18 protein-coding genes and 1 pseudogene are annotated in these 23,518 nt (G+C 59.9%); 6 read left to right on the plus strand and 13 right to left on the minus strand.

The window, feature by feature from the left end:
* On the minus strand, positions 1–200 hold a 200-nt coding region (locus PQR32_RS31955; RefSeq protein ID WP_408236616.1), incomplete at its 3' end, for a hypothetical protein.
* Between the two features lie 599 nt (positions 201–799).
* Between PQR32_RS31955 and PQR32_RS31960 the strand changes: the two genes are divergently transcribed.
* Both PQR32_RS31960 and PQR32_RS31965 read left to right on the plus strand, forming a co-directional pair.
* Positions 800–1,498, plus strand: coding sequence for a serine O-acetyltransferase (locus tag PQR32_RS31960; protein ID WP_408236619.1), 699 nt, complete (start codon positions 800–802; stop codon positions 1,496–1,498).
* 5 nt (positions 1,499–1,503) lie between these two features.
* On the plus strand, positions 1,504–2,274 hold the full coding sequence (locus tag PQR32_RS31965; protein WP_408236622.1) for an alanyl-tRNA editing protein: 771 nt from the start codon (positions 1,504–1,506) through the stop codon (positions 2,272–2,274).
* A gap of 97 nt (positions 2,275–2,371) precedes the next feature.
* On the opposite strand, the gene PQR32_RS31970 is transcribed toward PQR32_RS31965, so the two are convergent.
* Genes PQR32_RS31970 through PQR32_RS31985 form a run of 4 tightly spaced genes read right to left on the minus strand, consistent with a single transcriptional unit; the run spans position 2,372 to position 6,105 of the window.
* Entirely contained in the window at positions 2,372–3,337 is a 966-nt protein-coding gene (locus PQR32_RS31970) for a PLP-dependent cysteine synthase family protein (protein ID WP_408236625.1), read from the minus strand.
* On the minus strand, positions 3,309–4,730 hold the full coding sequence (gene moeB / locus PQR32_RS31975; protein WP_459252009.1) for a molybdopterin-synthase adenylyltransferase MoeB: 1,422 nt from the start codon (positions 4,728–4,730) through the stop codon (positions 3,309–3,311). The genes PQR32_RS31970 and moeB overlap by 29 nt, the downstream gene beginning before the upstream one ends.
* Positions 4,731–4,733: 3 nt before the next feature.
* Positions 4,734–5,204: a M67 family metallopeptidase gene (locus PQR32_RS31980; protein ID WP_408236628.1), complete on the minus strand. Its 471-nt coding sequence runs from the start codon at positions 5,202–5,204 to the stop codon at positions 4,734–4,736.
* Between the two features lie 7 nt (positions 5,205–5,211).
* Positions 5,212–6,105 (minus strand): DMT family transporter, encoded by an 894-nt coding sequence (locus tag PQR32_RS31985; RefSeq protein WP_408236631.1) that lies wholly within the window; start codon positions 6,103–6,105, stop codon positions 5,212–5,214.
* A gap of 71 nt (positions 6,106–6,176) precedes the next feature.
* Between PQR32_RS31985 and PQR32_RS31990 the strand changes: the two genes are divergently transcribed.
* A complete protein-coding gene (locus PQR32_RS31990; RefSeq protein WP_408236634.1) occupies positions 6,177–7,784 on the plus strand; it encodes an aminotransferase-like domain-containing protein in 1,608 nt (535 codons plus the stop codon).
* On the opposite strand, the gene PQR32_RS31995 is transcribed toward PQR32_RS31990, so the two are convergent.
* The 6 genes from PQR32_RS31995 to PQR32_RS32020 all read right to left on the minus strand — a co-directional run bounded on the left by PQR32_RS31995 (position 7,684) and on the right by PQR32_RS32020 (position 17,861).
* Positions 7,684–11,004 carry an efflux RND transporter permease subunit gene (locus tag PQR32_RS31995; protein ID WP_408236637.1) on the minus strand — a complete coding sequence of 1,107 codons (3,321 nt, stop codon included), beginning with the start codon at positions 11,002–11,004 and terminating at the stop codon, positions 7,684–7,686. The two genes, PQR32_RS31990 and PQR32_RS31995, sit on opposite strands and share 101 nt — an antisense overlap.
* A gap of 3 nt (positions 11,005–11,007) precedes the next feature.
* On the minus strand, positions 11,008–14,130 hold the full coding sequence (locus tag PQR32_RS32000; protein ID WP_408236640.1) for an MdtB/MuxB family multidrug efflux RND transporter permease subunit: 3,123 nt from the start codon (positions 14,128–14,130) through the stop codon (positions 11,008–11,010).
* Between the two features lie 18 nt (positions 14,131–14,148).
* A complete protein-coding gene (locus tag PQR32_RS32005) occupies positions 14,149–15,549 on the minus strand; it encodes an MdtA/MuxA family multidrug efflux RND transporter periplasmic adaptor subunit (protein WP_408236643.1) in 1,401 nt (466 codons plus the stop codon).
* A 365-nt stretch (positions 15,550–15,914) separates the two neighbouring features.
* Complete coding sequence (locus PQR32_RS32010; protein ID WP_408236646.1) at positions 15,915–16,751, minus strand: IclR family transcriptional regulator; 837 nt, start codon at positions 16,749–16,751, stop codon at positions 15,915–15,917.
* 367 nt (positions 16,752–17,118) lie between these two features.
* Complete coding sequence (locus PQR32_RS32015) at positions 17,119–17,349, minus strand: hypothetical protein (protein ID WP_408236649.1); 231 nt, start codon at positions 17,347–17,349, stop codon at positions 17,119–17,121.
* A gap of 53 nt (positions 17,350–17,402) precedes the next feature.
* On the minus strand, positions 17,403–17,861 hold the full coding sequence (locus tag PQR32_RS32020) for a helix-turn-helix domain-containing protein (RefSeq protein WP_408236652.1): 459 nt from the start codon (positions 17,859–17,861) through the stop codon (positions 17,403–17,405).
* A 212-nt stretch (positions 17,862–18,073) separates the two neighbouring features.
* On the opposite strand from PQR32_RS32020, the gene PQR32_RS32025 reads away from it, so the two are divergent.
* The 3 genes and pseudogenes from PQR32_RS32025 to xylB form a co-directional block, all read left to right on the plus strand.
* Complete coding sequence (locus tag PQR32_RS32025; RefSeq protein WP_408236826.1) at positions 18,074–18,493, plus strand: HAD domain-containing protein; 420 nt, start codon at positions 18,074–18,076, stop codon at positions 18,491–18,493.
* Between the two features lie 395 nt (positions 18,494–18,888).
* Positions 18,889–19,440 (plus strand): HAD domain-containing protein, encoded by a 552-nt coding sequence (locus PQR32_RS32030; RefSeq protein WP_408236829.1) that lies wholly within the window; start codon positions 18,889–18,891, stop codon positions 19,438–19,440.
* A pseudogene (gene xylB / locus PQR32_RS32035) lies at positions 19,388–20,647 on the plus strand (xylulokinase); the annotation flags it as partial. The gene PQR32_RS32030 and the pseudogene xylB, both read left to right, overlap by 53 nt.
* Before the next feature lie 363 nt (positions 20,648–21,010).
* Here the strand turns inward: xylB and PQR32_RS32040 are convergent.
* Both PQR32_RS32040 and PQR32_RS32045 read right to left on the minus strand, forming a co-directional pair.
* On the minus strand, positions 21,011–22,096 hold the full coding sequence (locus PQR32_RS32040) for a porin (protein WP_408236655.1): 1,086 nt from the start codon (positions 22,094–22,096) through the stop codon (positions 21,011–21,013).
* 92 nt (positions 22,097–22,188) lie between these two features.
* Positions 22,189–23,439 carry an MFS transporter gene (locus PQR32_RS32045; protein WP_408236658.1) on the minus strand — a complete coding sequence of 417 codons (1,251 nt, stop codon included), beginning with the start codon at positions 23,437–23,439 and terminating at the stop codon, positions 22,189–22,191.
* Between the last annotated feature and the right edge of the window lie 79 nt (positions 23,440–23,518).

Below are 23,518 nucleotides of genomic sequence, written 5' to 3' on the forward strand. Positions count from 1 at the left end.
TCGGGAACGATCTGAACGTGGGTGCCGAACCGGGAAATGGTTGGCGAGTAGATTGTCGCCATGTCCAGCGTGTACCTGTACAGCTTGCCGAGTGCCTCCGTACCACGTAGCCGCACGGGAAACAGGGTCTGCTTGCCGCGCTCGACCGGGAAGGCATCGCACGAAACGCTCAGGCTGCGTGACTGGGTGGGGCTATACATGGCCCCTCCATTGACTGATCTGATACAGCAGACCTTCGCATGCCTTCATATGCGGTTCCCCGTTTAATTTTTTTATTATCAGATCGGCGCTGTCACGCGTATATAGGATTGCTGTAAAGATTCGTCAATGAAATTAAATGGATAAGTATTCCGCATAATCACAAAAATGATTAACGAAGGAATGCAAAATTGGGAAATCTCTTTTGAGGCGATTGCCGCCCGTGCGGGCGGCGCGAGGTCATCGACCGCGGGAACCGGAGTGTTAAAAGGAGGCCCGGGCGGGGCAAGGAGAGGCCCACGGCAAGCGGGAATCGAGGGGGCGGTCGACGGGGGCCGCCTGCGCGCGCCATCTGTTTTGAGCGCACTGGAAGAGCTTCAGGTACGGGCGGTTCCGGTTCTACTGTCAAATCATTGCGACGGGTTAAGCTTCGAACGGCACACAGAGTTCAATGAGCGGCGGCATGTATAACTTCACGCTAAGCGACGTCTCCATGGCACGCGGGCAGCCATGCCATTGTTCGTTCGGTTTCGGACTTATCCCATAGCCGCATACGTCACCCATTGGCATAACCATAGTTCTCGCGAACGTGGACGTATAAATGCCAAAAAAGATCGTTCAAAACCTCCTCACCGCAGCATTGATGGAATGCTGCTCCCCCGCTCTGGTCAATAAAATTGCAACGCATGCTTTGTGGCTTGCGGCAGCCAGAGCGGCCGAAAACGATCTGAACGCCTTCGCCACCAAAGACCCCGCATCCCGCGGTTCGGTCGAAGATATCGCCTTCGGATACTCGTCCTACAAAGCGGTCCTTCACTACCGCCTTGCTCACGCAATTCTCGACATGGCATCGCTCGGTGGTGACCTCGACAGGGAAATCGAAAGTGTCGCTACTCTGGTATCGGCGCGAGGCAAGCTGCTCTCGGGCGCGGAGATTCATCCGCGCTGTCATATCGGCCAGCGCTTCGTTCTGGACCACGGGTGGGGCACGGTGATCGGTGAGACGTCCCGCATCGGCGACGACTGCTACATCCTCGGTGGCGTCGTGCTCGGTGCCACGGGCATATCCGCCAATCCGTCCGGCAAACGACATCCGACATTGGGCAACCGCGCCGAAGTCGGTGCATTCACGCGAATCTTCGGCGACATTGTGATTGGCGATGATGTATTCATCTCGCCGCATTGCGTGATTACAGAGAACATTCCGTCTGATTCGATCGTCACGCTCAAGTCCGCACTTCAACTGACACGGAAGAGAAAGTCCCAACGCCCCGCCACCACTCTGCTAGATCTATTCTGACTGCCATGTTTTCATTGAATCGAACGACCAGCAAGCGCTACTACGAAGATTTTAATCTGGACCGTTGCGTCGCAACGGTAGTCAAGATCGGTGCGGGCTATGTGGAGCTCGATGCCACTGTTGCCTATCCGGAGGGCGGAGGGCAGGACGCCGACCACGGAGTCATCGTTTTACAGAATGGCGTCCACATTCGCTTCATCCATGCAAAGAAGATGTATGGCGATCATCTGACAATCGCGGATTTTCCTGACATCCAGGTAGGCGGGGTGGTTGAACATATCGTTCATCCTGATGACATAGGGCATCTTGCTAACGTGCGGGTAGGCGACCCGGTCGAGGTGAGAATCAACCGCTTGCGCCGCGCGCAACTTTCCCTAAGCCACACGGCTTGCCACCTGCTCCTGATCGGAGTGCAGCAAATAAGGCCTGACGCGGCTGCCTGGATACTCGGATGTCATATTCGGACCGACGCAGCACGTCTCGATTTCGCCGTAGACGAGCGTATCACCACCGAAGAAATCCGCGAGATAGAAGACATTGCCAATGCATTCGTCCTGCGAGCCAGCGATGTGCGCGTCTATCCACACGCGATCCATCCAGACGCCCGATATTGGGAATGCGAGGGTAACGAGATCCCTTGTGGCGGCACTCATCTTGACAACACGAGGTTGATTGGGCGGATGGAGATACGTCGCAAGAGCATGGGGGCAGGAAAAGAGCGTCTATCCTGTTCATTCAACGACGCCACATTTGCTACAGACATCTTTCATCCATGAACTTTGTCCGATCGCGCGCACACAACCCTGCCTGGTCGCATCGAAGCGGGTTGTCTGGAGCGCGATAGGAAACGACGGCAACGGGGCATCGTTGCCGTTACTCGAAATAAGATAGGTAAGACTCGACGCCGTCGTAAATCATGGTGAGCACGATAGCGCCTCTGGGCAGCGTTGTTTTCAGTTTGGAGACTGCTACGAGGTTGGCCGCCGAAGAAATTCCGAGGCTGATCGAGTCGCTCCGCATGGTTTGGCGAACCATCTCCTGACAGTCGGGTTTTGAAACCTTCACCATCCCGTCAAGTACGGACAAGTTCAAGACTGCCGGAACAACGCCGATCGACAATCCCTGGATTCCATGCGGAGCATGCTGGTCTGCCAGCAGATCGCATTGCTCCGGCTCGACGCCGAACACGCGAATATCGGGCCAATGCCGCTTGAGCATCTCGCCAATGCCGGTGATATGTCCTCCGGTGCCGATGCCTGCCACAAAGCAGTCCACTTGACGGTCGCCGAAGTCGCGAATGATTTCCTGAGCCGTGGACTGTCGATGCGTTTCTGGATTGGCTTGGTTGCGCTGCTGATTGAGCATCACATAGTGGGGATTCTCAAGCTGCAATTCCATTGCACGTTGACCGTGAGAATTGTTTCCCAAGCGGCTGTCTGAGAGCACCACCCTGGCACCATACAGTCGCAGCAGTTGTCGCTTTTCTGGACTGTAGTTATCGGGTATCACCAGTACTACTTCGTAGCCGAGAATATTGCCGGCGATTGCGAGTCCAATACCGGTGTTGCCGCCGCTGGGTTCCACGATCGTTTGTTGCTTGCCTCGTACAAGAATGCCTTTGCGCTCAGCGTCGAGGATCATACCCAGAGCGATCCGCGCCTTGTGACTGCCGCCCGGATTAAAGGATTCGAGCTTCGCATAGACATCCAGCCCAAGTTCGCCAGAGAGCGCCCTCAGACGAACGATAGGCGTGTTGCCTATGACTTCGAGTATCGACTGGCAAATCATCGCATCGGCGCTCGATTTTAGACTAGTAGATGGGCATGTCGGGATCGACATCCTGTACCCAGCGCTTCATTCCGCCTTCCAGCACTTTCACGTCAGCGAAGCCGGCCTCCTGAAGGATGGTTGCGGCGCGCTCGGCCCGCAGACCGCCATAGCAGATCAGATAATGTGTACGGCGCGAATCCAGCAGAGCGGTGCGCTCGTTCAGCTCATCCAGAGGGATGTGCAGTATGCCGGGCAGTCGACAGACTTCAAGTTCATTCGCGTCGCGCACATCGAGCAATATATGTTCACTGTCTGCACGCGCCATGATTGCTTTGAGTGCGCGCGGTTCGATGAAAAATTCAGACGCCAGTCGATGTCGACCCGCGTTTGCGTTTGCGCTTGCGCACAGTAACTGCTCGGGTTCGGAGAGTTTGCCTTCGCGATGTGGGGAGCACGACGGGCAGTCCGATCGGCGCGGGAATCGAACCTCGTTAAATCTTAGGGTCAGCGCGTCGAAACGCATCAGCCTCCCAGATAGTGATTCGCCGATATCGAGAATCAGCTTGATTGCCTCCGTTGCCTGAATGAGACCGACGATGCCGGGTAGCACGCCAATGACGCCGCCGGCGCTGCAGTTTGGCGCCAGTTCCGGAGGTGGGCTCTTCGGAAAAAGGCAACGATAGCAGGGCCCTCCGCGATGATTGAAAACACTCATTTGCCCTTCGAAGCAGTACACCGCGCCGTAAACGAGCGGTTTGCCCAACTGCGCGCACGTGTCATTCACCAGGTAGCGCGACGCGAAGTTGTCCGTGCCGTCGACTACCACGTCGTACTCTCCGATCAGATGCCGCGCGTTGTCCGCGTCGAGCGCGGCAGCATAGGTGTTGATCGCAATGTTTGCATTCAGATCATGCAGCCGCTGTTTCGCTGACTCCACCTTGAGCATGCCGAGCGTGCTGTTTCCATGCACGATCTGGCGCTGCAAATTGCTGCTCTCCACCACGTCGAAGTCGATCAGCCCGAGGGTGCCTACTCCGGCTGCGGCCAGATAGAGGCAGACGGGTGAGCCCAATCCGCCTGTGCCGATAATCAGCACTTTCGCCTTCTTGAGCCGCAATTGACCCGCACGTCCGACGCCCGGCAGCGTGATATGACGCGCGTAGCGACGGATCTCGTCGTTGGAAAGGTGGTCGGTATCGAGACCGCCAGAAGTAGCCAGCATGATTTCGACTTCACTGTGGGCCGCGGGCACGTGTTCGAGGTCGGCGAGTTCACCCGAACAGCTCAGGAGAAAGTGTTCCTTGAAGGCGCCGTTTTCATAAAACAGGTGGGCGCGAAGCCGCGGATGACGCACGCAAACGCGTTCGATTACTTCGCGCAACGTCTTGCCGTCGGCTTCCACACGCTGGGATGGCAGGTGTGCGGCTCTCGCGAGAATTTCCGGGACGATCACTACTTTCATTGGTCAGCTCCTGACGTGTGTCGTTGAGTCTTGTTCGTTGACTTGAAACTCCTGAATGCAGGCAAAACACTTGCCGTTCCACTGGAACAGCTTTGCCGACCTGGCCTGAGCCTTGTAGACATCCACGACCAGGTAGGCAACCGGGTATGCCGGCTTGCCCATGAACAGCGCCTTGTTCTCGTCTTCACGGCTGAAGTAGGCGCCGACATCCGGATGCGAGTGGTAGATGATCGTGACGGGGTTGCTGCTTCGAAAGCTTTGGTTCATTGCAAGCGTATCCGCGACGGAGAAGGTGTAGCCGTTGGCGGCGGTGCGTGTATGGATATCAGGCTGGCGACGATTCAACTCGCTCTGGATATTGACGCCGCGGTGCACGGTGCCGTCGGCGAAAACAAAGCCGCAACACTCCTCGGGATACGTGCTGCCGGCGTGGTGGTAAATTCGCTGCAGATTTTCGTGATTGAGCGTATCCATCTCGGCCTCACAACGACGTCTGGCTGTTTTTCGCCATGAGTTTTTCAACGGGCAACTTTGTAATGGCGAAGCCGAGGAGCAACACAGCTGAATAGAAACAGAGGTCCCTGGAAATCGGCAGCCCCTCGTACCAGGAGCCGATCACGACGGCAAACACGGGGAAGACGATGAATACGAACGAAAGAATGACCGGGCTAAGTCGCTTGAGCAAAAAGAAATAGACGATGAATCCACCGACTGAAGCCGCCAATCCCAAGTAGGTGAGCGCGCTCCATGAGCGAAGTGTGATCTCGGAGAGTCTGGGGTGTTCGAGCAACGTTCCCGCAATGAACAGCATTAACCCGGCGATACCGATCGGCAGCGTGTTGAAGGTGATCACGCTGATGAGCGCGCCCTGACGCTTGGTGATCACGTAACACAAGGCATGCATGATTGCTGCGGCGAGAATCGCCAGAACCCCAAAGAGTTCGGCGTGATCCATGTGCATGCCTTGAGTTTTCACGATCATGAACAGACTGCCGAAACCGACGGCGATGCCGATGAATTGCGAGAGATAAATCTTTTCCCGGAGAAATAATGCAGAAAATATCAGGATAAAGACTGGCATGCTGCTAAACAATAGGGCCGTCAATCCCGACGCGACATGCATCTCCCCGTAGTTGAGCAAATAATACGGAACGCTGAAGTAGCCCAACGTGACGAAAATAAAAAAGCCGATCTTTTCGCGGGGGAAGAAAAGCGACTCCTTGCGGATCAACGCAAAGGCCAGGAACAGCGGGAAGGCGATCAGAAAGCGAAGGCCGGCGGAAGTCAGTGGCGGCGCGCTTTCAACGGCTATCTTGATGCCCAGCCAAGTGGTGCCCCAGCTCAGACAAACGATCAGAAAGAGGAGGGACGTCACGAACCCAGTGCGCCAACCTCCGTGTGCCTTTTGCGGACTATCGATAGTGGCCGTTATCGCCATGGTGTCAATTGATCCCTTATCTTAATTTAAATCTCGATGAATCAGTAGAATGGGTATTGGTCGCTTCAATAAGCGTATTAGGATGCCTAATGACAGTCAAACCAATTATTGACATGGTTTCAATTCTGAAGCCGGCGCTCGAGGGCGGGCGGGCAGCCAAATACAAGCGCCTCGCAGAGACCTTGGCCGCACGGATTCACGACGGTTCGATCGCGGGCGGCGCCAAGCTTCCACCGCATCGGCTGCTGGCCGACAAGCTTGGTGTGACTGCCGGCACGGTCAGTCGCTCGTACGCTGAATTGGAGCGCATTGGACTGGTCGTCGCGAGGGTGGGAGATGGGACCTTCGTGCGCAAACGCGGCCTGGAGCGTTCACGCGACCGCGGTTTTAAGAATTTTATCGACAAGCCGCACGCGTGCATCGATATGAGCCGCAGCACGCACATTCCCGGACAGGAAGCCGCCATGCTCGCGCGGAGCCTGGAGGAACTGGCCGGGGATGCCGAGATCTTGCGCGAGCTCACGCTTTACACGCCGGACCTCGGTTCGGTGCGGCATCGTCAGGCCGGGGCGCGATGGTTGTCGCACGGCGACTTCAAGGCCGAGCCGGATCAGATCGTGTGCGTCAACGGCGGCCAGCACGGGCTGCTCTGCGCGCTGATGGCTCTGCTTCGCGCGGGGGATATTCTGGTCACCGAACGCCTCACCTATCCGGGGTTGATCAGCGCGGCGCGCTTGCTCGGCATCAAGCTGACCGGCATCGAAATGGACGAAGAGGGACTTATGCCTCAAGCGCTACTGGAGGTTTGCCGCACTCATCGTGTTTCTGCCCTGTACTGCACGCCGAGCATCCAGAATCCGACCAGCGCCGTGCTTTCGGCCGAACGCCGCGAGGCCATTGCGAGGATATGCCGGGTCCACAATGTCCTGATTATCGAAGACGAAGCGCATGGCGTATTGATGGCAAACCGCCCGCCGCCAATCAGTCTGTTTGCGCCCGAGCGCGGCATCGTGATCGGCAGTTTGAGCAAGGTCGTCGCGGCGGGCCTGCGCGTCGGCTATGTCCATGCGCCTTTGCCGTTGATCAGCCGCTTTAGTGCAGTGGTGAGGTCCACCTGCTGGATGGCGACGCCTCTATCGATGGAGCTTGCGAGCCGCTGGATAGAACAAGGTGTGGCGCAGACGCTCGTGCGTCAGCAGGCGGCTGAACTCGAACGACGAAAGCATCTCGTGGAGAGCTATCTTGCCGGACTGAACTACATGACGCACCCGCAGAGTCTGCACTTCTGGATAGAGGTTCCGGCGCCGGGGCGCGCGTCGGATGTGCAGGCGGTTTTGGGGCAGCAGAACTGTCTTGTCAGTGCCGCTGACCTGTTCGCGGTAGGGCAGAGCGTCGTGCCTCAGTTCGTGCGCGCGAGCGTCAGCAATACCGGCGAACGCGATGAATTCCTGCAAACGGGGTTCGCGGCGCTGTCAGCCACGTTGCGACAACACGCGCCGCGAAACCCCAATAACCTCAGGAAGGCGCAACCCCTGTTCTGCGAGCCTTCCTTGACTCCCACCTCACCCGGATCCGATCCATATAAAGATACACAACCGGCGTCGTATAAAGCGTGAGCATCTGACTGACGATCAACCCACCAACAATCGCAATCCCAAGCGGCGCCCGAAGCTCAGCCCCTTCACCCCGCCCGAACGCCAACGGCAAAGCCCCCAGCAACGCAGCAAAAGTCGTCATCATGATCGGCCGGAACCGCAGCAAACAAGCCTGATGAATCGCATCCCGCGACGACAAGCCATGCCGCGACGCTTCAATAGCAAAGTCCACCATCATGATCGCGTTCTTCTTCACGATACCGATCAGCAGAATCACACCGATCAACGCGATGATGCTGAACTCCGTCTTGAACAACAGCAGTGCCAGCAACGCCCCCACGCCCGCCGAAGGCAGCGTCGACAGAATCGTCAGCGGATGGATATAGCTCTCGTACAGCATCCCCAACACGATATACACAGCGGCCAGAGCGGCCAGAATCAAAATCGGCTGATCGGACATCGACTGCTGGAACGCCTGCGCCGTCCCCTGGAAACTGCCGTGGATAGTCCCCGGCATGCCGATCTGCGCCATCGTATCGTAAATCGCCTGAGTCGCCGTCGACAGCGAAACGCCCGGCGGCAAATTGAACGAAATCGTCGAGGCCACGAACTGGCTCTGGTGATTCACGGAGAGCGGCGTGCTGCCCGGTCCGAAGCTCGCGATCGCCGACAGCGGCACCATGGTTTCCTTCGCGGTCGACACCGCCGCGCCCGACGAAGCGCTCGACTTGCCACTCGCCGCGATCGAATTGATCGCCTGGTTGCGCGCGGAGTCGGCGGCAATGCTCGCCGCGCTCGAGGCGGTCGTGCCTGCTGTGCCGCCCGTCGTCGCGCTGATCGACGAGGTCGTCGCAGCGGAGGCCGCATTCGTCACCGTGCCCGCCGGCGCATTGGTGGTCTGCGCGCCGCTCGCGCTGCCGCCCGAGGTGCTGACGTAGATCTGTTTCAGCATGTCCGGGCTCTGCCAGTACTTCGGCGCGACTTCCATCACAACGTGATACTGGTTGAGCGGGTTATAGATGGTCGATACCTGGCGCTGGCCGAACGCGTCGTACAAGGTGTTGTCGATCTGCGCCGGTTTGATGCCGAGGCGCGCGGCGGTGGCGCGGTCGATCGTCACCATCGCTTCGAGGCCGCCTTGCTGCTGGTCGGAATTCACGTCCGCGAGTTCGGGGCGCGCCTGCAGCGCTTCGGTGAGTTTGGGTCCCCACAGGTACAGGTCGGGCGTCGAATCGGCCAGCAGCGTGAACTGATATTGTGCGTTCGATTGCCGTCCGCCGACGCGAATGTCCTGCACCGCCTGCAGGAAGGTCCGCGCGCCGGCCACGTCGCCGAGCGGCGCGCGCAGTTGCTGGATCACCTGATCGGCGGAGGCCTTGCGCTCGGACTTCGATTTCAGCGTCACGAACATGAAGCCGGAATTGGTCTGCCGCCCGCCGGTAAATCCGGCCACGCTTTCCACCGCCGGATTCTTGCCGACGATCTCCATCATCTGCGCGAACTTGCCTTTCATGGACTGGAACGAGGTGGCCTGATCGGCCTGAATGCCGCCGATCAGCCGCCCCGTGTCCTGCTGTGGAAAGAAGCCCTTCGGCACGATGATGTACAGCCACACGTTCAGACCAATGGTCAGCAGCAGGATCGTCACGATCAGGCGCGGATGCAGCAGCGCCCAGCCGAGCGTGCGCTCATAGCCGCGCTGCATCGACGCGAAGCCGCGTTCCAGCCAGCGGCCGAAACGTCCTTCTTCCTTCTGCTCGTGCGGCTCGCGCAGCAGGCGCGAGCACATCATCGGCGTGAGCGTGAGGGAGACGATCAGCGACACGCCGATTGCGAGCGAGAGCGTCAGCGCGAACTCGCGGAACAGGCGCCCGACAATGCCGCCCATCAGCAGAATCGGCAGGAACACGGCGACCAGCGAAATACTGATCGACAGCACGGTAAAACCGACTTCGCGCGCGCCGAGGAAGGCCGCCTTCATGCGCGGCACGCCGTTCTCGATATGTCTCGAGATGTTCTCCAGCACCACGATCGCGTCGTCGACCACGAAGCCGGTCGCGATGGTCAAGGCCATCAGCGAGAGGTTGTCGATCGAGAAACCCAGCATGTACATGGCGCCGAACGTGCCGATGATGGAGATCGGCACGGCCACGCTCGGAATCAGCGTGGCGCGCCAGTTGCGCAGGAACAGGAACACCACCATCACCACCAGCGCCACCGCGACCACCAGCGTGCGCTCGGTGTCTTTCAGCGAGGCGCGGATCGTGGTGGAGCGGTCGGCGGCCGGCGCGATGTCGACGTCCGCGGGCAGCGACGCGTGCAGTTGCGGCAGCATCGCCGTGACACGGTCGATGGTGTCGATGATGTTCGCGCCCGGCTGGCGGTACAGAATCACCAGCACCGAACGCTTGCCGTTGAAGAGGCCGAGGTTGCGCAGATCTTCGACCGAATCGACCACCTCGGCCACGTCGGAGAGCTTCACCGCCGCGCCGTTGCGATAGGCAATGACCAGATCCTTGTATTGCGAGGCCTTGCTGGCCTGGTCGTTGGTATAGATCTGCACGCGGTTCGGGCCGAATTCGATCGAGCCTTTCGGGCTGTTCGCGTTGGCTGCGGCGAGCGCCGCGCGCACGTCTTCGAGACCGATGCCGTAATGCGAGAGCGCATTCGGCTCCAGTTCGACACGCACGGCCGGGTTGGCCGAGCCGCTCACATCCACTTCGCCGACGCCGTCCACCTGCGACAGCGACTGTTGCAGCACGGTGGCCGCGGAGTCGTACAACTGGCCGGCCGTGAGCGTTTTCGACGTTAGCGCCAGAATCAGGATCGGCGCATCAGCCGGATTGACCTTGTGGTACGTCGGATTGCTGCGCAGGCTCGCCGGCAGATCGGCGCGCGCCGCGTTGATGGCGGCCTGCACGTCGCGCGCGGCGCCGTCGATGTCGCGGTTCAGGCCGAACTGCATGGTGATACGCGTCGAGCCGACCGAGCTCGACGAGGTCATTTCGGTGACATCGGCGATCGAGCCGAGATGCCGTTCGAGCGGACTGGCGACGCTGGTCGCCACGGTATCCGGACTCGCGCCCGGCAGCGTGGCCTGCACCGAAATGGTCGGAAAATCGACCTGCGGCAGCGGCGCCACCGGCAGCTTCGTGAACGCGAAAATACCGGCCAGCGCGATGCCGATCGCCAGCAGCGTGGTGGCGACCGGGCGGGAGATAAACGGACGCGACAGATTCATCGCTCAGTTCCCTGCATCGGTGACGGGCGGGGTCGGCTTGCCCCGATTGAAGCGCTCACGCGCGCGGCGGCCGAGCGAGTCGAACGCGAGGTAGATCACCGGCGTGGTGAACAGCGTCAGCAACTGGCTGACGATCAACCCGCCCGCAATCGCGATACCGAGCGGACGGCGCAATTCGGAGCCGGCGCCGGTGCCGAGCATCAGCGGCAGCGCGCCGAGCAGGGCGGCGAGCGTGGTCATCAGAATCGGCCGGAAGCGCAACAGACACGCCTGGTAAATCGCTTCGCGCGGCGGCTTGCCTTCCTCGCGCTCGGCATAGAGCGCGAAGTCGATCATCATGATCGCGTTCTTCTTCACGATACCAATCAGCAGCACGATACCGATGATGCCGATGATGTCCAGGTCGTGCCCGGTGATCAGCAGCGCCAGCAACGCGCCGACACCGGCCGAGGGCAGCGTCGAGAGAATCGTGATCGGATGGATGAAGCTCTCGTACAGCACGCCCAGCACGATATACATCGTGACGATCGCCGCGAGAATCAGGAACAGCTCGTTCGACAGCGACGCCTGGAACGCCAGCGCCGCGCCCTGGTAGCGCGTCTGGAACGACGCGGGCAAGCCGATGTCCTTCTCCGCCTGGTCGATCGCCTTGACTGCCGCGCCGAGCGACGAGCCCGGCGCGAGGTTGAACGACACGGTGGTGGCCGGGAACTGGCTCAGGTGCGTGACCAGCAGCGGCGCGGGCTTCTCGATGAAACGCGCGATCGACGACAGCGGCACCTGTCCGCCGGTGGACGTGGAAGAGGGCAGATAGATCGACTTCAGCGACTCGGTGTAATGCTGCATCTCCGGCTGCGCTTCCAGAATCACGCGGTACTGGTTCGACTGCGTGAAGATGGTCGAGATGATGCGTTGGCCGAACGCGTCGTACAGCGCGCTGTCCACGGTGGCCGGCGTGATGCCGTAACGCGACGCGGTGGCGCGGTCGATTTCGATGTACACCGACTGGCCGTTGTCCTGCAGATCGGTGGCGACATCCGCGAGTTCGGGCGACTGCTTCAAGCGGTCGATCAGCTTCGGCACCCACGTGGTGAATTCGCTGATGTTCGGATCGGTCAGCATGAACTGATACTGCGTCGGGCTCACGGTCGAGTCGATCGTCAGATCCTGCACCGGTTGCATGTATAGCGATGCGCCGGGAATGTGCGCCACGTCCCGCTGCAATTGGCGGATCACTTCGCTCGCGGTGTTGCTGCGGTCGTCGCGCGGCTTCAGGTTGATCAGCATGCGGCCGCTGTTGAGCGTGATATTGCTGCCGTCCACGCCGATGAACGAGGTCAGGCTCTCCACATCCGGATTCTTCAGGATCTGCGCGGCGAGTTCCTGCTGGCGCTCGGCCATCGACGCATACGACACCGACTGCGGCGCCTGCGTGATCGCCTGGATCACGCCGGTGTCCTGCACCGGGAAGAAGCCCTTGGGAATGAACACATACAACACGCCGGTCAGCACCAGCGTAAGCACCGCGACAACCAGCGTGGAACGTTGGCGATTCAGCACCCAGGTGAGCGCGACCGCATAGCGGGCGATCACCCAGTCGATCGCGCGGTGCGCCTTGGCTTCGAAACGATGGCTCTCGTGCGGCGGCGTGTGGCGCAGCAGTTTGGCGCACATCATCGGCACGAGCGTGAGCGACACGACCGCCGAGATCACGATCGTCACGGCAAGCGTAATGGCGAATTCGTGGAACAGGCGGCCGACCACGTCGCCCATGAAGAGCAGCGGAATCAGCACGGCGATCAGCGAGACCGTCAGCGAAATGATCGTGAAGCCGATCTGTTTCGAACCCTTCAACGCGGCTTCGAGCGGCGCTTCGCCTTCTTCCACATATCGCGCGATGTTCTCGATCATCACGATCGCGTCGTCGACCACGAAGCCGGTCGCGATGGTCAGCGCCATCAACGACAAGTTGTCGAGCGAGAAGCCGCACAGGTACATCACGGCGAGCGTGCCGATCAGCGAGAGCGGCACCGAGAGGCTCGGAATGATGGTCGCGTAGACGTTGGCGAGGAACAGGTACATGACCAGCACGACCAGCACGACCGACATGGCCAGTTCGAACTGCACATCGCGCACGGACGCGCGGATCGTAGTGGTGCGGTCGGTGACGACCTCCACGTCGAGCGCGGCGGGCAGCGCCTGCTGCAATTGCGGCAGCAGTTTCTTGATGCTGTCCACCACCTGAATCACGTTCGCGCCCGGTTGGCGCTGCACGTTCAGAATGATCGCGGGCGTGCCGTCGACCCACGCGCCGAGCTTGGTGTTCTCCGCACCCTGCACGATGGTGGCGACGTCGGTCAGCATTACCGCGCGGCCGTTCTTGTACGCGACTACCGCGCTCTTGTAGGCGTCGGCATCGGTCAACTGGTCGTTCGCGTTGATCGTGTAGTTGCGCGTCGGCCCGTCGAAGTTACCCTTCGGCGTGTTGACGTTCAGGTTCGAGATGGTGGTGCGCAAGTCGTCCAGATTCAGACCGTACGCGGCGAGTGCGCGCGGATTCGCCTGAATCCGCACGGCGGGGCGCTGGCCGCCCGACAGACTGACGAGACCCACGCCCGCCACCTGCGAGATTTTCTGCGCGAGACGTGTGTCGGCCAGATCCTGCACCTGGGTGAGCGGCAGCGTCTTCGAGGTGATGGCGAGCGTGATGATCGGCGCGTCCGCCGGATTGACCTTCGCGTAGATCGGCGGCGCGGGCAGGTCGGACGGCAGCAGGTTGCCGGCCGCGTTGATGGCGGCCTGGACTTCCTGCTCGGCGATATCGAGCGGCAGGTCGAGACTGAACTGCAGCGTGATGATCGACGAGCCGGCCGAGCTTTGCGACGACATCTGATTGAGCGACGGCATCTGCCCGAACTGGCGCTCGAGCGGCGCGGTGACCGACGACGTCATCACGTCCGGGCTCGCGCCCGGATAGAAGGTCTGCACCTGGATCGTCGGATAGTCGACCTCGGGCAGCGCGGAGAGCGGCAAAAAGCGCAGCGCGACGAGACCGACCAGCATGATCGCGGCCATCAGCAGCGCGGTGCCGACGGGACGCAGAATAAAGGCGCGAGATGGATTCATGCGGTAAGTGCCGTGCCTTTATTGCGAGGCTTGCGCCGCGTGTTTGCCATGATGCGCGTGGGCGCCGGATGCGCCCGACGCAGCGGCCGCGCCACGAGCACCCGAGGCGCCGCGCGGCTTATCGGCCGGAATCGTGATTTTCGCGCCTTCCTTGAGCCGGTCCGACCCGTCGATCACGACGCGCTCGCCGACCGCCAGGCCGGATTGGATGCTGGTGCGCTCGCCATCCACGGGGCCGACCTTGACCGGCCGCACGGTCACGGTGTTGTCCGTCTTCACGACGTATACGAACGGGCCCATCGAGCCGTTGAGCACGGCCGGTGTCGGCACGATCACGGCGTCCTTGATCGTATCGACCAGTAGACGCGTATTCACGAACTGATTCGGGAACAGCAGGTTCTTGCTGTTCTGGAAGATCGCGCGCAGCTTGACCGTGCCGGTGGTGGTGTCGATCTGGTTGTCCAGCGTTTCGAGCATGCCGCCTTCGAGCGACGTGGTGTTGCTGCGGTCATACGCCGTGACCGAGAGCTTCGCGCCCGACTGGGTCTGCTGGATGATCTGCTGCAGATTGTCTTCGGAGGTGGTGAAGATCACGCTGATCGGCTGCAGCTGGGTAATCACGACGAGGCCGTTGGTCAAACTCGGCGTCACGTAGTTGCCCGGATCGACCTGGCGCAGACCGACGCGTCCCGACACCGGCGCGGTGATGCGTGCATACACGAGGTCGAGCCTGAAGGTGTCGATATTGGCCTTGTCGGACTTCACCGTGCCTTCGTATTGCCGCACCAGCGAGGCCTGCGTATCCACCTGCTGGCTGGCTATGGAGTCCTGCGAGAGCAGCGTCTGATAGCGCTTCAGGTCGAGGCGGGCGGTTTGCAGCAGGGCCTCGTCGCGCGCGAGCGTGCCTTGCGCGTTATCCAGCGAGATCTGATAGGGGCGTGGGTCGATCTGGGCCAGCACGTCGCCCTTCTTGACCATCTGGCCTTCCTTGAAATACACGTCCTGCAACACGCCGCTCAACTGCGGCAGCACGGTGACGTTGGCAAGCGGCGTGACGGTGCCTAGCGCGGTTAGCACTACCGGCATTTCGCCTTGCGTCGCGGCCGCTACATGCACGGGCTGAGGCATATTGCCCGCCGCACCGCCGCGGCCAGCGCGCCCGGCCCGGGCGCCGCTCGCATCGCTCGCGCCGGCTGCGCCGCTGGCGCTGCCGCCGGGACCGCCCCACGGATGCCAGCGCCACAGCACGACTCCGAGGATGACCAGCGCCGCGATGATCAACGCGATATTGCGGCCGCGGTGCCGCTTCACCATGCCTGGCGGCGGGTTCGGTGTGCCGGCGGGGCCGCCGCTGGAGGACGGTTGGGAAGCCGGAGGAACAGGGCGTGTGGTTTCCGAATGCTTTTGTTGTTCGTCCATCGGTTCGGTCAGGTGACTGGCTTGGATGTGAGCCGCTCGCGCGTTCGTGCCGTTTCGACAGTTCGGCGGACCGGCACGCGAATGGCATGACAGGCGGTTTCGACAACGGGTGCGCCGCGCTCGTTCAGCGCGATGCTACCCGAGGCGCGGGACAGAGATGTTAACGCAATGCGGCATCGAAAACAGGTGGCCGGAACGTTATCGAAGGGGAAAACGGCAAGCCGGGCGCGCGTCCCGCGACAGGAAGGCATGATCCTACGTCGCGGGCTCTGTAACAGTCCACCCGCGTATTTTTCTTTTGATTACGAAGGTTACAGGATGGCTTCCAATTACCTTGGCCGCCGGCCGGCGAACCCGCGGCTGTTTCAGGTATCCAGCCGGCGCCCCGGCGTGCCGCCGATCTCCAGCACGATTCTGGCGACGCACTCGAGCAAGGCCGGCGCGGCGCGCGAGATCAGCCAGTCGCGCGGGCACTGGTCGGCGGAGCCGCCGCAATTGACCGCATAGCGTTCGCCCGACGGTCCTGTGAAACCCAGTGCGATCGCGTTCAGTCCGTCGTACCATTCGCCCGTGGCAATCGCGAAGCCGCGCTCGATGGTTTCCTGTAATGCGCTTTCGAGCCGGCTGCTGACGTGGCCCCAGTCGTCACCTTCAGCCGCCTGCAAGCCGATCAGCAATTTTTCCCGTTCCGGCGCTTCGAGCGCGGCCAGATAGGCGCGGCCGATAGCGGTACGGCTCAGATTCATGCGCGAGCCGATCTCGAGGCGCGACACCAGCACGGCCGAACGCGGCCGGATCGCGTCGATGACCACCATGTCGAGGCGGTCGCGCACGGCCAGATGCACGGACAGCGCCGTGCGTTCGGCGAGTTCGATCAGGAACGGCCGCGCGCGAGCACGGATGTCGAAGTTGCGCAGAAAACCATTGCTCAACTCCAGCACCGACGAGGTCAGCACGAAACGCTCGCTGTCGGGCAGGCGGAACAGGAAGCCCGCGCTGACCAGCGTGGCGGTGATGCGCGACACGGTGGGCTTGGGAATGCCGGTGAGTTCGGTCAGTTCGCGGTTGCTGAGCGGCGCGTCGGCGGCTGCGACGGAGCGCAGTACCGTCAGGCCGCGTGCGAGGGCGGTCACTTCGTCGCCGGAGCCGTCTTTGTCTTTGGCCGGGTCTGCGGCGGGTCGGGAGGGCGTGGGTCGGTTCATGTGTTTTTCTGGAACTTTATTTCAAATTTTTTCTTCACAGCCTTGCTGGCAACCGTCTCTCAAAGCGCCAGCGGCGGCCCCAAAATGGGGCATCAGAGTCATTTTTCATCAGAACATTCATTGTATCGGAATATTTTGCCGCAACGAATGAAGCCTCTTTAGATTTTGCTTGACTTAGTCAGCATAACCATAAAAAATGGAATCTCATTTCGAAAGACGGTTTCAGGTTCTGCATTTTTGAAGTTTTCGAACCTGCCGTGGCCCGCACAATGTCTGTGTCGAGTGTCTTCTCATAGTCCACCGTAACAGTCCATGTCGCGCAGCATACAGGCGGCGCATCGCAGGCCAAACTTTCGAATACCGTCTCTCAGGTTCTAGCACGGCCCTCGGAATGGCTAGAACTTTTTAAGGCGTCACGGCAACGTGACGCCTTTTTTTTCGGCTTATCGGCGCACAACAAAATCTGCGGCATTCTTAAAACGCCCCTGCGTGCAACAAAGTCTGCAGGTTTCGGATTTTTGTCGCTGCGCCACAGCAATTCTGGGTCTTTTGCCATCACCATCGAGTCGATGTGCAGGCTGTCAGTCCAAGCGGACATTCCCTAATTCAGAAGTTACTTAATTCGCCCTGCGGCGGGTGTTCCTGCCGGTATCAAACCAGCAACTGCCAAGTTTCAACGCCTACCACCCGCGCCAATGCGTCCAAGGCATCGAGCGTTGCTGCGACCGTCTTGCTTTCAATTTTGTAGGCATAGACGCGACCGAGACCTGCCGAAGTTGCGGCCTGTTCTTGGGTGAGGCTCAGCCGAAGCCGAAGTCGCTTCAGATTTTGCGTTACCGAGTCGCCAAGCGGTCGTTCGACGTAGTCGCCAGGCGCTTCCGCTGGGTCAGTTGACAGCAGCAGACAGGGGTCGACGTTCAGGGCAATGGCAAGCCGGTTGACTGTATCCAGGCGGACATTTGCCGCCCGATTTTCGATATTGGTTACGGTATGCACGCCCAATCCGGCGGCGCGGCTGAGCGTCCAAGGGGGCGGCAACTGACGGTGGAGCGGGGAAGGAAGGCGCCGTTTTAGGGCGCTCGCGCGGTCGAGGATGTGCCGATGGTCCACGCCATTTAAATGAGGGCAAACATGATGGCAGCAATCGGCTTTTGTGCTTCAGGTGCGCTGCAGGAGCATGCGCCTTCAGCCGCGAGGATACTGGCCACCGTACCTTTGCTTTACCTGGATTACGACAATTGCCTCCACGCTTGCGACGCGTACAAAGCTGGTGACCGAATTGTGCCCAGCGTCCCGACGGAAAGCTTCTTGCGTTCGCCGGCATACTCGAGACCCTGCTCGCTCCATATCCCGCACTGCAAATCGTTTTGTCAACAAGCTGGGTGGAAGTACTCGGCTTCGAAGCGGCGCGCGACAGCCTGCCACTTTCAACACTTCGGGCACGACTAAACGACTCGACCTTCAATTCCGAAGGAGACCGCGTACAAACGTGGCGCGGGATACCTCGCGGTCAACAGGTCCGTCGGCATGTAAAACAGCATGGAATCAAGAATCGGCTTGCACTTGACGACATGCGCGACGGCTTCGAAGGCGCTGAGGGGCATTGGGTGCATTGCCAGCATGGGGTAGGACTTGGGGACAAGGACGTGCAGCGGTTGTTTGCTAGCCGCCTCAAGTTGATGTTCGAGCAACGGGATTCTCTCTCGTTCATTGACTCTTTGATTCCGGAGCGCCCGGCATGAAGCCAAAGCGGCAGAGGCGTCGCGGAGCAACCAGCTCCGAAACATCGCGCGTTCTTGGGTACGCGCTGAAGGGGGTTGCCAAAGAGATGGCACGCCTGTTACGGCGACATCTCGCCCGGCGCCGGAAACCTCTGACGCGGCGAGGTGAAGCCAGCGTGTCGAAACGAGATGTCTTTCAACTCTTGTGCCGAGCATTTTCGAGAGCAGTGCTGAGGCCGCGGAGTAACCCTGTGGACGCGGCAAAGCAACGGGGTGCTCTTTCGTTTGTGCTCGCCGCCGCGGACGTGCCTTCCTCTCTCAATGTGTCTGGTGTCCCGGGAGATACGCCGCACTCGCCGACATGGGAGGCGATGATGGCAGGCGAGCAGCACGACAGGTTGGTCTCCGATACCCCCATGCTCTTTCTCAACTACGGCGGCGTGCTGAATGTCGGCCACGGCCTGGTGGTTGACAACGGTGCAGTCACGCTGGACACGGGGCGACCATCGTTTGAGTTCGCGCCCTATCTCATAGACGTGCTCGAGCCATGGCCGCAGGTCCGAATCATTGTGACCACGTCCTGGTTGCGGACCCTCGGCGCCGAAAGGACCATCGCTCTGGTACCAGTCGAGCTGCGGCGCAGAGTGGTCGGCACGACGCTGAATACACCACCTCGCCTTGGTGAAATTCGTAACGGGTCCGCGAAAGCTATGACAGTAATCCGGCACGCGTCAAAGAATCGGCTCATCAAATGGCTGGCGCTTGATGACGAGGCATGGGGTGTTCCCATCGAATATGAGAGCTACTTTTTGCGCACAGACTCAAAAACAGCTGGGCTCGCCGGAAGCACGCAGACAGCTAAGGCAGTGGCTCGAAATCTCGTGCAGGCCATGACTGCGGACAAGTCTTTTGGGGCAGCTATCGGCCATTGGTCTCTCTGGTCAAATGCACGGTGCCGTTCTCCTTGATGCCAATGACCGGCCGCTGCGCCCAGCGATATTGTGGAACGATATGCGCAGCGTCAGCGAATGCACTGAACTCACGACGCGCGCACCAAGGCTGCATGAAATCGCAGGCAATTGCGCAATGCCAGGGCTCACGGCACCAAAGTTGTTATGGGTTGCACAACACGAGCCGCAGCACTTCCGGAAACTGGCGTGCGTCCTGCTGCCGAAAGACTATCTGCGTCTGTGCTTGACCGGCTCAAAGGTCACGGACCCATCCGATGCGTCAGGGACCCTTTGGCTCGATGTCGGGCGTTGCGGGTGGTCCGACGAGCTTTTGCAAGCCTGTGACATGACGCGAATGCAGGTGCCACCGATTGAAGAAGGGAGCCGAGCGGCCGGCGTCGTTCGTCGCAGTGTCGCTGACGAGCTTGGCCTGCCCGCAAATGTAATCGTTGCGGCTGGCGGGGGCGACACCGCGACGAGCTCGCTCGGCGTGGGCGCAGCGGAATCCGGGGATGGATTTCTGTCTCTCGGTACCTCGGGAGTGCTGTCCGTTGTCACCGAGCAGTTTCGGCCGAGCCCGCACTTAGGCATACACGCGCTCTGCCACGCAATTCCGAGCCGGTGGCACCGAACGAGCGTCGTGCTGTCTGCGGCTAGCTGCGTTCGTTGGCTATGCAGCCTTACTTCTGCCGACGAAGCATGTTTGCTAGGTGAGGTCGAGAGTGTCAGTGCGAACCGCCGCGCCAAAGCTCCATTGTTCTTGCCATATCTTTCCGGTGAACGAACACCCCACAATGACCCGTACGCCCAAGGCGTGTTTTTTGGACTTGTTGATTCGACCGACCGCGCCACGCTTGCCTATTCGGTTCTTGAGGGCGTCACGTTTGCTTTATCAGACGGTCTTGATGCTCTGCGTGCGGATGGTACCCGCGAAACCTCGCTGAGTCTTATCGGTGGTGGTGCACGCAGTACGTTCTGGACGCAGTTGATTGCTGACGCGTTTGGAGTACGGATAAGGCGGCCGCCCGATTCACAATGCATCGCTGCGCTCGGAGCCGCGCGTCTCGGCTGGTTAGCGGCTGACGGCGATTTTTCGGTCGTCGTCCGTGCCCCGTCGGTATCGCAGGAATTCGTTCCTGACGACGAGCGGCATTCAATGCTCTTGGAACGGCTAGCGTCATTCCGAGTTCTCTACAGGCATTGGCGTCCGCTTTTTCCAACGTGACGTGCAGTGAATTTTGGAGCGGGGCTGACGTAGTGGGTGCGACGTTACATTTTCTCTAAACTTAGCCCACTAGCGGCAAGCGAGGTTCGCCCTCGCTGGCGCCGTGAATTGTTGCTGGGGAACGGCGTTGTCGCAGCTTGCCGGCTTGCAGCAAACGAGTTCACGTGCGATATGGCGTGCTTGCGCGGCTACCGTCGGTGGTCTGCGTCGGTATGGGATTTGGCTGCAAGAAGCATCGCGGCGGCGCTCAATGATGGCGATGACCAGCTGCCAGCAAGACCGACGCTTCCAGAAGTGGCGGACGCGTGCCGCCAACGCATTCAATCTTTTGCAATCCGCAGTGTCCCGGCGACCAAGACCGACCTAGAACGAATGCACAATTCCGACAACAACCGCAAGTTGGTTCGCACCAGTTGCGACTGGGGTGGTCGACCCTGTTGCACTCAAGGCAGATTTTGCGCTGTTGATGACGTACGTTATATCTGTGTAAAGCATGGTGCGCTTCGATAACAGGTAATCTGCGTTGACCCCTGAACTCACCGCGTGCGCAGAAGTTGTCCGGAACGCATGATAGTAAGAGGCCGCCGATACTTGAAACGTGGGCGTTATCTTATAGCGGAGGCCTCCAAATGCCATGGTCTGAGGCGGGGAGGCCGCAAGCGTAGCGACAATGTCGTTCAAAAGAAGTTCGTAACCAGCGTACATGGTCGCGTCACCGATGGTCCACGAACCGCCCGCGAGATAGCGTCGTTCGCTATTTCCGGACGAGGCGACAGTCGTGCCTTGGCGCTGCTCATAAACCAAACTCAGATTAAACGGGCCTTGCCGATACCGGCCACCGACATCAAATTGCTTGCCAACACGAAACTCTCCTGGGACCTGGGCACCGTTGGTAATCGTCGAATCGTAGCCAAAACTGTAAAGCGCGTTGAGCTCGAACGGGCCAGCATGCCCCAGATACTCGAGCGCATTATCTGCGCGTCCAACAAACTGCGAATCCTGCGCCGAAAGTCCATAGCTGGAATAGTTGAGCGGGTCGAGCGTCAAGAAGAAACGATACATCGGCGTCATTTGCCGGCCAGCCATGACGGCGCCAAACTTGTCGCTCGCCAGTCCGACAAACGCCTGGCGGCCAAACAACCGGCCCCCTTGTTGCAATGTCCCGTTATTCGTCGCAAAGCCAGATTCGAGCGTGAAAATCGAACGCAGGCCTGCTCCGAGGTCCTCCTTTCCGGTGAGACCCCAACGAGAATTGATACGATTTCCGGTGTTTACGCGAAATACGTTGCCGGAACCTTGCTTGGCAGCATGAGTTACGTACTCAACACCCGAGTCAACGATACCGTATAGCGTCACCGAGGACTGAGCATGCACCGCGATACTCACCGAAGAACATATCGTAGCGGCGAGCACAGTCTTTGCCAGTTCGGTAGTATGGTTCGATTTCAAGCTTATCTCCATGTTCATATTTGTAGGTGTACTAATTTATAGATTTGCGTGTGACCGAATTGCTCGACTCGCGTCACACCTTGTGTAGCGGTTTAGACCTGGGCGATGCGCTTGCCCACGAACAACATCGCTATCATTCCGACGACCGGCCCGATAGCGAGCGTGAGGACCGCGAGCACGATGGAGTGTGTCCCGCCGTATACATGCCCGACGGCCAATGGAGACACAGCACTACCCAGCTGCCAAATGGCGTTTGTCCAACCGGCGCTCGCTCCCGCCAGACGTTTTCCGGATGCGTCGCTCACCTGTGCCATCAGCACCGGCAGGTAGCCGTATGAGAATGCGCCCAGAACCGGCGCGACGATATAAAACTGTGTGACCGTCGAGCACATCCCGAAGATCACCAGCGTGATGGCGAACGCGACGAGGACCAGGATGGACATCAGCCGCCTTGAAATTCCGGGCAGGTCAGAAATCCATCCGAGCGTTGGCTTCGCGATGACAGCGCCGATGCCGAAGGACGCGATAATTGAGCCAGCCACGACTGGGGATATTCCGTATTGCCGTGTCATCAGAGCATTTCCCCACGCCCCAAATCCGACGGTCGCCCAAAGCCCTCCGCAACCAGCAATCGATAGAAAAATCAGGTTGCGATTGCGCAAGAGGCTGAGCATCTCTTTTGCACTGTTCCGTGTCGGGGCTTGCTCGCCTCCTGGGCGATTCTTGAGAAATAGAAGGGAGACGATGCCCCAGGAAAATGTGGCAATGCCCAGTATGCGGAAGGCGCTGGACCAACCGTACTGGGCCGAGATTGACGGCACAATTGCGTTCGCGAGCACCACAGCCAGCGACGTCGCCGTAGTGTAGATGCCCATCGCTCGGCCACGGTCTCGCGTGAACCACGCTGGAATCACTTTCATGCCAGCGGAATAATCTGCGCCGGCGGCAAAACCCATTGCCAGTTGAATCAGGATACCTACTGTCAACGACGTCGTCTCACCAAAGCAGAATGTGAAGACGCCCAACGGCAGCAACGCAAGTGTCATCATGACCCTTCCGCCGAGGACGTCTGTCAGCATGCCACCGATGATGTTTGCGACGACATACCCTGCGTAGAACGCGGTCACGAAGGCGCCGAGTAGTGAAACCTGGATACCAAGCGATGAACCAACGGGCGCTGCAACCGTGCTCCAAGCGACGCGGTCGACGTAGCTGAGAAGGAATGCTGCCCACACGATGAATAAAGCAACCCAACGGTAAGGGCTTGCCTCCGATTCACCGGCAATTGACGCGGCCCAGGCCGCACCCGGGGCGTCATTCGATGACGTCAGATTCTTTTCCACGACTCCTCCAGGAAGGGCGTGCGTTTGCCGCCCTCTTTTTCTTTCGTTCGACATCCGGCATTCAAAGAATGCAGGGCGT

Origin of the sequence: Paraburkholderia dipogonis, assembly GCF_046027395.1 — a bacterium.
Lineage (GTDB): Bacteria > Pseudomonadota > Gammaproteobacteria > Burkholderiales > Burkholderiaceae > Paraburkholderia > Paraburkholderia dipogonis_A.

What these genes read in the sequence shown, in the direction of transcription:
- PQR32_RS31960 (WP_408236619.1), top strand. Translation starts at nt 800, where the DNA reads ATGCCAAAAAAGATCGTTCAAAACCTCCTCACCGCAGCATTGATGGAA.
- PQR32_RS31965 (WP_408236622.1), top strand. Translation starts at nt 1,504, where the DNA reads ATGTTTTCATTGAATCGAACGACCAGCAAGCGCTACTACGAAGATTTT.
- PQR32_RS31970 (WP_408236625.1), bottom strand. Translation starts at nt 3,337, where the DNA reads ATGTCGATCCCGACATGCCCATCTACTAGTCTAAAATCGAGCGCCGAT.
- moeB (WP_459252009.1), bottom strand. Translation starts at nt 4,730, where the DNA reads ATGAAAGTAGTGATCGTCCCGGAAATTCTCGCGAGAGCCGCACACCTG.
- PQR32_RS31980 (WP_408236628.1), bottom strand. Translation starts at nt 5,204, where the DNA reads ATGGATACGCTCAATCACGAAAATCTGCAGCGAATTTACCACCACGCC.
- PQR32_RS31995 (WP_408236637.1), bottom strand. Translation starts at nt 11,004, where the DNA reads ATGAATCTGTCGCGTCCGTTTATCTCCCGCCCGGTCGCCACCACGCTG.
- PQR32_RS32000 (WP_408236640.1), bottom strand. Translation starts at nt 14,130, where the DNA reads ATGAATCCATCTCGCGCCTTTATTCTGCGTCCCGTCGGCACCGCGCTG.
- PQR32_RS32005 (WP_408236643.1), bottom strand. Translation starts at nt 15,549, where the DNA reads ATGGACGAACAACAAAAGCATTCGGAAACCACACGCCCTGTTCCTCCG.
- PQR32_RS32010 (WP_408236646.1), bottom strand. Translation starts at nt 16,751, where the DNA reads ATGAACCGACCCACGCCCTCCCGACCCGCCGCAGACCCGGCCAAAGAC.
- PQR32_RS32015 (WP_408236649.1), bottom strand. Translation starts at nt 17,349, where the DNA reads ATGTCCGCTTGGACTGACAGCCTGCACATCGACTCGATGGTGATGGCA.
- PQR32_RS32030 (WP_408236829.1), top strand. Translation starts at nt 18,889, where the DNA reads ATGCTCTTTCTCAACTACGGCGGCGTGCTGAATGTCGGCCACGGCCTG.